This is a genomic window from Mesorhizobium album, assembly GCF_033977205.1.
GTDB lineage: Bacteria > Pseudomonadota > Alphaproteobacteria > Rhizobiales > Rhizobiaceae > Mesorhizobium > Mesorhizobium album.
On sequence record NZ_JAVIIW010000052.1, the window covers coordinates 39846 to 48044 of the forward strand.

Annotated in this window: 10 protein-coding genes and 1 pseudogene; 6 read left to right on the plus strand and 5 right to left on the minus strand. The window is 56.4% G+C overall.

Annotated features, from left to right (window positions below):
* The first annotated feature begins 42 nt into the window (after nucleotides 1–42).
* The 5 genes from RFN28_RS29490 (at nucleotide 43) to RFN28_RS34960 (ending at nucleotide 4973) form a co-directional block, all read left to right on the plus strand.
* Nucleotides 43–1230, plus strand: coding sequence for an ABC transporter ATP-binding protein (locus RFN28_RS29490; protein WP_320290657.1), 1188 nt, complete (start codon nucleotides 43–45; stop codon nucleotides 1228–1230).
* A 44-nt stretch (nucleotides 1231–1274) separates the two neighbouring features.
* Complete coding sequence (locus tag RFN28_RS29495; protein ID WP_320290658.1) at nucleotides 1275–2606, plus strand: extracellular solute-binding protein; 1332 nt, start codon at nucleotides 1275–1277, stop codon at nucleotides 2604–2606.
* A gap of 32 nt (nucleotides 2607–2638) precedes the next feature.
* The gene (locus RFN28_RS29500) at nucleotides 2639–3577 is read left to right on the plus strand and encodes a carbohydrate ABC transporter permease (RefSeq protein ID WP_320290659.1); all 939 of its coding nucleotides are present in this window, start codon (nucleotides 2639–2641) and stop codon (nucleotides 3575–3577) included.
* Nucleotides 3570–4418, plus strand: coding sequence for a carbohydrate ABC transporter permease (locus RFN28_RS29505; protein ID WP_320290660.1), 849 nt, complete (start codon nucleotides 3570–3572; stop codon nucleotides 4416–4418). Before RFN28_RS29500 ends, RFN28_RS29505 begins: the two co-directional genes overlap by 8 nt.
* 177 nt (nucleotides 4419–4595) lie before the next feature.
* Nucleotides 4596–4973: an NAD(P)-binding protein gene (locus tag RFN28_RS34960; RefSeq protein ID WP_430679169.1), complete on the plus strand. Its 378-nt coding sequence runs from the start codon at nucleotides 4596–4598 to the stop codon at nucleotides 4971–4973.
* A 206-nt stretch (nucleotides 4974–5179) separates the two neighbouring features.
* Here RFN28_RS34960 and RFN28_RS29510 read toward each other — a convergent pair whose 3' ends face one another.
* The 4 genes from RFN28_RS29510 to RFN28_RS29525 form a co-directional block, all read right to left on the minus strand.
* The gene (locus tag RFN28_RS29510) at nucleotides 5180–5407 is read right to left on the minus strand and encodes a recombinase family protein (RefSeq protein ID WP_320290661.1); all 228 of its coding nucleotides are present in this window, start codon (nucleotides 5405–5407) and stop codon (nucleotides 5180–5182) included.
* A gap of 42 nt (nucleotides 5408–5449) precedes the next feature.
* The gene (locus RFN28_RS29515; RefSeq protein WP_320290662.1) at nucleotides 5450–5749 is read right to left on the minus strand and encodes a VOC family protein; all 300 of its coding nucleotides are present in this window, start codon (nucleotides 5747–5749) and stop codon (nucleotides 5450–5452) included.
* Nucleotides 5750–6165: 416 nt separating this feature from the next.
* Nucleotides 6166–6483, minus strand: a complete 318-nt coding sequence (locus RFN28_RS29520) for an NAD(P)H-dependent oxidoreductase (RefSeq protein WP_320290663.1) — start codon at nucleotides 6481–6483, stop codon at nucleotides 6166–6168.
* Nucleotides 6458–6745 (minus strand): NAD(P)H-dependent oxidoreductase, encoded by a 288-nt coding sequence (locus tag RFN28_RS29525; protein ID WP_320290664.1) that lies wholly within the window; start codon nucleotides 6743–6745, stop codon nucleotides 6458–6460. Before RFN28_RS29525 ends, RFN28_RS29520 begins: the two co-directional genes overlap by 26 nt.
* Before the next feature lie 482 nt (nucleotides 6746–7227).
* Between RFN28_RS29525 and RFN28_RS29530 the strand changes: the two are divergent.
* Nucleotides 7228–7494, plus strand: a pseudogene (locus RFN28_RS29530) (transposase); the annotation flags it as partial.
* Between the two features lie 222 nt (nucleotides 7495–7716).
* On the opposite strand, the gene RFN28_RS29535 reads toward RFN28_RS29530, so the two are convergent.
* Nucleotides 7717–7974: a hypothetical protein gene (locus tag RFN28_RS29535; RefSeq protein ID WP_320290665.1), complete on the minus strand. Its 258-nt coding sequence runs from the start codon at nucleotides 7972–7974 to the stop codon at nucleotides 7717–7719.
* Nucleotides 7975–8199: the final 225 nt, after the last annotated feature.

Genomic DNA, 8199 nt, shown 5'->3' on the forward strand with positions numbered 1-8199 from the left:
AAGCTTTGATGGGTCCGATGGCGCCCTTCCAAGAGGTCCCGTATGGCGAGTGTCCGGTTTGAAAACGTGTCCAAGGTTTTCGGCGGCTTGGTTGCCGCCCACAACCTTAACTTTGAGATAAACGACGGCGAATTCATTGTTTTCGTCGGGCCGTCTGGGTGCGGGAAAACGACCACGCTGCGGATGCTGGCGGGCCTAGAACGGCCATCCTATGGGCGCATATGCATTGGGGACCGTGATGTCACGCTCGACTCCCCGGGTCGACGCGACATTTCGATGGTGTTCCAGAGTTACGCTCTGTTCCCCCACATGACCGTCTACAAAAACCTTGCCTTCGGACCCGATGTTCGCGGCATGGGCAAGCCCGAGATAGACAGTCGGGTTCGCTCCGTCGCCGAGACCCTCCATCTCGACAAGCTATTGGACCGCTACCCGCACGAACTGTCCGGCGGACAACGCCAGAGAATTGCTCTCGGACGCACGATGATCCGGCAACCGAAGATCTTCCTGCTCGATGAACCGCTCTCGAATCTGGATGCCGCTCTTCGCGTAAGCATGCGTAGCGGAATTATAGAACTACAGAAACGCCTTGCCGTTACGGCGGTCTACGTCACGCACGATCAGGTAGAGGCGATGACGATGGGCGATAGGATTGCCGTTTTCAAGGACGGCATAATCCTTCAGTTCGATACCCCGCAGAACATCTACCAGCATCCTGCCAATACCTTTGTCGCGACTTTCATGGGCTCGCCCAAGATGAACCTGATCCCCGGGACTCTTGACGTGAGACCTTCTGGTGCGGTGGCGCAACTCGCCGATGCCAGCCTGTTTTTTGCGAGCGATCGTCTGATCGACTTCGGTGCCCAGCCGAATCATGAGGTCGAGGTAGGCATTCGGCCACAAGATATTCACTGGGTGAAGGATGCTCCCTCCAGGTGCACGCATACCCTTCGGGGTTCGATCAAAGCAATCGAAACAACCGGCCCGGAGACGTATGTGACCATCGCCGCGGAGGGCGCAGAGTTTGGGTCTCGGTTCCCAAGCTTCGCAGGAATCGCGCTTGGCCAATCCGTGGAGTTGGCCGTGGATCCGAACGACGTCTATCTCTTCGACCGAAAAACCGGTCGCAACCTCCTGCTCAAAGGAGGGGCGGGAACGCGAGGGGTCGCCTCGGCTCAGGTGACTAAAACGAAGCAGGCAGAACTCAAGCAGGGAGGACTTACACAGTGACATCTATTTGGCAAACCGTATCGTATCGCGTCGTCGGGAGGGTTTTGGCCGCATCAATCTCAGCGGCGGTGCTTATGGGCTCCGCTGCTAGGGCCGACGAACAGATTACTCTCAAGGTCGCCTATCCTGGCGATTTTGAACCAGCCGTTCCGGCTCTTGCGACGGCTTGGTGGAATGACATTGTCGCCCAATTTCAGAAAAAGCATCCCAACGTAAAGGTCGATGTGCAAGCCATTCCGGGCGGATTCAGCGATTCCGAAAGCAAAATCGCGCTTCTTTTCAAGTCAAAGTCGACAGCCCCTGACGTCGTAGGGCTCGCCGACCTCAATTACGGCCAATGGGTGTCAACTGGCTATCTGCTACCCATCCAGGATCGCCTGGATGCGACGTCGTGGTGGGCAAAGATGAACCCGCTGCTGAAGAACGCCGAAACCACCGACGGCAAGGTGTACGCTGTGAGCCAAGGCGTGAACACTTTCGCTCTTCTCTACGACAAAACCCTTTTCAAGCAGGCGGGAATTCCTACGCCTTGGGCGCCAAAGACTTGGGCTGACGTGCTCGACGCGGCCAAGAAACTGAAGTCGGTGCCGGATATCTCGCCGCTTTGGATGCCAACGGGAACAAGCCAGGGCACATTCGGTGTCTTTGCCGGTCCAGGTACCTTCTTGGCCGGCTCATCCGACCAGACAGTCTTGACCAAGGACGGAAAATGGGTTGTCGACAGCAAGGGTATCCGTGAGGTGGTAAGCTTCTACAAGGATGCCGCTCAAGCTGGCCTGCTACCTCCTTCGTCTCAGATCATGGACACGATGGCGGAGGCGGTGCCGCCAGCCGACATGCCAAAGCACAAGATAGGCATCTGCCTGTCGGGCAACTGGTTCGCCGACCTATGGACCAAGGACCTGAGCTCGCCATACTGGCCGGAAGCGGCAAACGATATCGGCGTGACCCCACTTCCGACAATCAACGGCGCCACACCCGGAGTGTCCAGCATGATCGGCGGCTGGACGCTGTCGATCGGCAGCGCAAGCAAGCATCCAGATCTTGCCTGGGAACTTATCGACATCGCTCAGCAGCGCGAGAATATGCTCCAAAATGCCGTCGCCGTTGCCTTGGTGCCGTCGATCCCGGCCTACTCCCAGGACTCCGACTTCCTGAAAGTTGCGCCGACGTTCCGAGGGGTGTTTGCCAAAATCGCCGAGACCGCCCAGCTCGCGCCACTTGATCCCAACTACTCCGTCTGGGCCCAAGGGTTCTTGACGGGTACGCAGGCTGTCGTCGTCAAGCCGGACACTACGGTCGACGATGCGGTCAACCAGATGAAAGACTACATCACCAATCAGCTCGGTCCTGACGCGGTCGTTACTCTACAGTAAGCGCCGGAATTTAAGAAGAGGAGGAGACCGTGATGAGCGATGCGAACGTATTCCTAGGTAGGCGTCTGCCTAGCCGCGGATTCGAAGCTGCGAGCCTCGTGTTCATGTCGCCCGCCGGCCTTCTGCTCTTCGCCCTGTTCCTTGCACCTGTCGGATATTCCTTCTACCTGGGCTTGACCAACCTTCAGCTGATCGGCCCGAACTCGGTAAATTTCCACTTTACAGGTCTATTCAACGTCCAAGCGATGTTGAGGGATCGCGAGTTCTATCACTCCTTGTGGGTGACCCTGCTGTTTGTCGTGGGATCGGGAGCAATCGGATCCACGGCTGGCGGTCTGGCTCTTGCCATGCTGATTCAGAAAGGCCACCGAGTGCTGGGCGGCGTCGTGGGCGGGGCTGCCATGTTGGCGTGCACGCTGCCACCCGTCACCGTTGCAGTGATGTGGAAGGCTACCACCATCGCAGATGGCATCTTCCCATTTCTCCTTGGAATGCCCAAGGTTGAGGTACTCTATACCTATCCCATGACGGTGGTCTCGGTCGCCAACGTCTGGTGGCTCTGCGGCCTGTCCATGCTAATGTTCAGCGCGGCATTGCGGAATATCTCTAATGAAATGATCGAAGCCGCCATCATGGAGAGGGCGACCAGCATTCAACGCTTCTTCCGGATCATTCTACCTTCGTTGCGCCCCACGATTGTAACATCCGCACTCCTGATGTGCCTCCTGTCATTCGGAAACTTCACACTCGTCTTTCTCATGACGGGTGGTGGGCCGGCCAACGCTACAAACATTCTTCCGTTGTACTCGTATATGCAGGGTTTCACATTTCATCGGTTAGCGTTCGGTGCGATGTTGGGCAACGTCATCGTGCTAATGTCCGCCCTGCTCGGCCTGAGCTTCGTATTGATCAGCTCCTACAGTGCCAGACGTCAATCAACACTGACCAAGTTGGGGTCGTCCGATGAGTGAGCCAAAGCGGTTTCTCGGTGAGCCGGTACCAGCGCCGAGGCTGGCCGGGCAGACGATCCTGGTTAATTTGCTACTTGCCGTTTTTGGTCTGTTTTTTGTGCTCCCGATGCTTTGGCTCGTGCTCGCTTCAGTAGACGCCGCGGCCAGTCAACAATTCAAGCTTCCTGAGCTGACGCTCCAACAGTTCGCGCTCGCGCTTGAGCCGGACAAGATCCAGGCTCTAGTAAACAGCCTGATCGTCTCCCTGATCGCAACGGTCGTCGCAACAGTCCCCTCGACAATAGCCGCGTATTCCTTCTCACGTCATCGTATCCCCGGGAAGCAAGGCATCCTTTTGGGCATCGTCTTCCTCTCCGGCGTTCCGATCTCGATCCTGATTATCCCCATCTACCAATTGTTTGAATGGGCCGATTTGCTTTCACTCATGCCAACGGGTGTGTTTCTCGGAGCCACGGCCATTCCATTCGAGATTTACGTCATCAAGAACGCCATAGATGCCATACCGGTTGATCTCGAAGAAGCCGCCAGAATCGAACAGGCAGGCATGGTGAGGATCCTCCTTCGCGTCGTGGGGCCGCTCTGCCTGCCAGGTATCATGGCAGCGGCTATATACGGCTTCATCAATACGTGGGGAAATTTTCTGCCGCCGCTGGTGCTCGTATCTGACACTGCTCAACAGCCCAGCCCGGTCGAGATCTATTCGTTCATGACGAACAACGTCATCAACTACGGCGCAATAGCCGCGTACTCGCTGATCTATACCCTGCCCATCATCCTTTTGTATGTGGCCGCATCCCGGTTGTTCAGAGGCGGCTTCGCTCTCGGAGGTGCCGTCAAGTGACTCGGACCGTCCGTTACCGGTCAGTCCTCGCTGCTGCGGCGGCAAGACATGGGTCATCACGGTAAGGGAGATCGTCGCTCGAGACTCCCTGAGCGCGAGCCTGAGGGGCACCTCTAGTGCAGATCAGCCATCTTCGAGCCGGTTGCAATACCTCATTCAAGAACTATGGACTTGCAGATGGGCAGAGCGGCAAAAACGACATACGACTACATCGTGATCGGGTCTGGATCTGCGGGGTCTGTAATTGCCGCCCGACTGGCGGAAGATCCGAACCTGTCGGTCCTCCTGCTGGAGGCTGGTTCGTCGGATGACCACATCTACATCCGCATGCCGGCATCCCTCGGCTTCCCTCTGACAGACGATCGGTTCAACTGGTTTTACAGTTCGGAACCGGAGCCCAGGCGGTCGAATCATTCACGAATCTCGTGGCCGCGTCTTGGGCGGATCGTCCTCGATCAACGGCATGAATTGGGTTCGAGGCAACCCTTGGAATCATTTTCGAAACAAGGTTCGCTTCGTATTGTCCGCCCTACCAAGGCTCAGGCGCAATCTTGATTTCAGCAATGGCTGACAATGTCTGCTTCCGGGAGAGGTTCGGGAACCGAACTTGTCCACAGAAATATTTTGTTGGTATTTCTGTTGGTAGGAGCTGCGGTTGACCTTCTGCTAAGCGTCTGGGAGCAAAGCAGAATTTTCTTTACTTGGATTCCGCCTCTGAGCACCATCCCCTCTTCTCCCGACACTCCCTTTCGCCGAAGCTTCTACGCCATGGCCTCCGCAAATGGCTGAATTTGCTTATCTTTTCGGCGTGAATGATGCGCTTGAGCGAATTTCATCGCAGTTTGGATGCTGGTGTCGCCCCAGGCACGGCCGAGCGGGCCGGGGATGCCATCCTTGTTGAGATCGACGGCGATGGCCCTCGGGCTCTTGCCGGAAGCAAACTCGCGGAAGATGCGGCGGATGACGTCCGCTTCCTCCGGAACGATCATCGTCGAGAAAGCTGATCAGGCTTTTCGGCAAGCTTGCCCGCCTCAGTTCTCACAGCGGGTGGCTATCTGCCAGACGTTTGCCCAGGAATCCCGGACCGTCGCTCGTCTGTCACCATAAGGCATATCCGCAGGTGGCTCGATCGATTCGGCGCCTGCCGCAATCGCCCGCCGATAGGTCTCGTCCGCATTCTCAACATAGACGTAGAGAAAGGCCGGCATTGCTTCTCGTACGCCTCCGCCGTCGCTAATCAGGATAATCGAATCTCCGATTCGAATTTCGGTTGGCGCTCGGGATCGAAGTTCGCCTTTCGCGCCGAAAACGATCCTCAAGAATTCGGTCAAGCCAGGGACATCGCTCGTGAAGATTCTTGGCATTACAGAAGGCCAGCCGACGGGCCTGGATTGGTTCATGTGCTTGCCTCTGACTAAGCAACGACGATGCGTTGTCGATCAAAGTTACCATGAAGGCAGTGACTTCGTCTTGTGGCCCATCACGACGATCCGGGATCGATCGAAACGAACACCATAAATCGGGTAGACGCCCACCCGTGGGGCCTCGTGCTGGATCGCAGGCCGTCGGGGATTGGCCGGGTGGAGCGCCCAGCCGGCTGCCGCATCATAGTGCCACGGCGATGCAATAGTGCCCATCTTCATCGGCGTGACGCGCAAGCTACACCAGATGCCGCCCAAAACAGGAGAATGCGCCGAAGCATGGTAGCGGACGATCGTGCCAGCCTGTTTGGCCACGCCCACAGGTGTTACAGGCGTCCAAGCACTTTCTTGATCCGGCTTACGGCAGCCTCGACCTGCTGCGGTGAGAGTTTCTCAGCTTTGTAGATTGACAAGAAAGTAAACGCCGCCTTCGGAGCGCAGGCGCCCAGTATTGCCGTCTTTAGGACACGGCGGACTGGTTGGCGAAGCACCAGCCTGTCGACCCACCACGGGGATCCCAATGTCGTGATGCCAACAACGACCTTTAAATGGTCAAGGCGCGGTCGTATGGCGTGATCGTAGGCAATTCCAGGCGCCCAGACCCTGTCGAACCAGCCTTTAAGAATGGCCGGAAATCCGAACACTGAACCACCATGTTGGGAAGATCAGAATGATTGCTTCTGCCCAAAGGAGGTCATCAATTTCGCGCGTTACGGAATCGGAATTGAAGCTGGAATAGTAACTCGCGCGCTCAAGCGTAGACAGCGCTGGTGAAAATCCAGCTTTATAAAGATCGACCAAGCGGCATTCATGCCAGGCACCTATCAAGAATCTGACAACCATATCAGCGAGCGTTTGACACAAGGATATTTCAAGCGGGTGAGAAGTGACTATTAGACATCGCATCAACTATTTCATCCAGTTCAGAGACGTTCGGCTATCTCACAAAACAGCTACCGTTCTTCTGATAACCGATCTTCGTTGGCATGGCCACTATCGAAGGAAAATCGAATTACCTCTGATATTGGAAGTTAGCTGGTCCAACAGGCGTATACGACGATGCGGCCCGGTCGCGTCCCGCTGAGTGGTGTAGCTCGGCGGTAGCGCAGCCGCTTGCGAGCGCGCCCTCAACAGCGCTGAAGCGAGCGAGCGGCGTAGCGGCGGTCATCGATGTTCCCCGTTAGGGTCGGGTTGCTGAGACCAACCTGATTCGAAGGAACCACCGATGACCGACGATATGATGAACCTGCGCACGCTCGTGGAGAAGACCCCCGACGCCGATATCCTGCGCGAGATGATCGGCTTTGCCGCCGAGCGGCTGATGGAGCTGGAGGTGGGCGCCGCCACCGGCGCCGGCTATGGTGAGAAGAGCGCGCTGCGGACCGCCCGTGCTCGCGTACATGACTTTCCCGAAAGAACACCGCGTCAAGCTTCACAGCATCAACCCGATCGAACGTCTCAACGCCGAGATCAAGCGCAGGACCGAGGTCGTCGGCATCTTCCCCAATGACGATGCCATAGTCCGTCTCGTTGGCGCGTTGCTGCTTGAACAAAATGATGAATGGGCCGTGCAGCGGGCGCGCTACATGACTCTTGAGACCATCAGCCAGATGAGTGATGATCCGCTCATCAGCCTGCCGGCAGTGGCGCGCTGATCATTCCGGCCCTTGCCGGAGAGCACGGCGACCAATACCGTCAGCTACACCACGTCAGTGGGCACGATCCACGCTTACCCCAGAAGCTGAGGAATTTAACAAGCAGCGCTATATTGAGCCGGACGTCGCCAGCTATTCTGAGCTTCAGTTCACGCCGAGGTTTATTTGGGTGATAGCTTACAAGGACGCTGATGGAAAGATAATGGAAGGAGTGACCGTAGGCTACAAGCTTTCTAGATCGCCGGTATCCTTCCTAGCTGATTCGGTGATCTCTTCATTTGACAGCGTCGCAAATTCTTCGCTGTTGAATTCAATGCGGATGGCGAAAAATACGATGCAGACGCGCATTATACGATCGAACATTTCGACGATATTAACTACATCATCAAGCTGCCTAGCGAGGCGAACGAACGCAACGCCTAAGTGGATTTCACTGCGATGACACTGCCAAGGACCATTTAGTTTCCTGAGCCAGTGCATTGATCAATGCTGCCTCACTGCGTGTTCCGACATCCCGGTCTCTTTCATAGGAACGCGCAATAGGCTGGAGGCGCAAGACAGAGAGTTCGAAAAGCTTCCAGGAACCCCAGCCAAACTAGTGGTTTCCACCTAACGGAAGAGTCCGATTTGGGATTCCCCTTTGGCGGTGTGTGTGCGAGTCTGCCGGATGCGCACAGGAATCTCGCTCACCGTTTCTTCGATTGA